The following is a 254-nucleotide window of genomic DNA, read 5'->3' as shown; positions in this document are numbered from 1 at the left end:
CATTAATGAGGCGCTCGTAAACGATCTTTGCGCGCGCTTCGGCAGCTATGTTTGAGCGCAGGTCGGCGGTTGGCTCGCCGATGGTATCAATGTAGGCCGCACTCCATGGGATGCCGGCCGAATTGGTCAGCGCCGGTCCGCCACCGTATAAGAGTGCCGTAGTGTGGGAATCGTTGCCGCCCCCAGTCAGCGACCGGTACAACTCGGCCTCTTCTTCCACCGCCTCTGCGAGTTGCCCTTTGGCGCCCTTGTTC

Annotated in this window: 1 protein-coding gene; it reads right to left on the bottom strand. The window is 61.0% G+C overall.

Annotated elements, in window-relative coordinates:
- Positions 1-254, bottom strand: a 254-nt coding sequence (locus SB772_RS43355; protein WP_410838942.1) for a manganese catalase family protein, incomplete at both ends; no start/stop codon positions are given.

The sequence above is a fragment of the Paraburkholderia sp. SIMBA_030 genome (genome assembly GCF_046535245.1).
Classification (GTDB): Bacteria; Pseudomonadota; Gammaproteobacteria; order Burkholderiales; family Burkholderiaceae; genus Paraburkholderia.
Note: the sequence above shows the minus strand (reverse complement) of the source record. Positions and strands in the feature narration are given on the sequence as shown.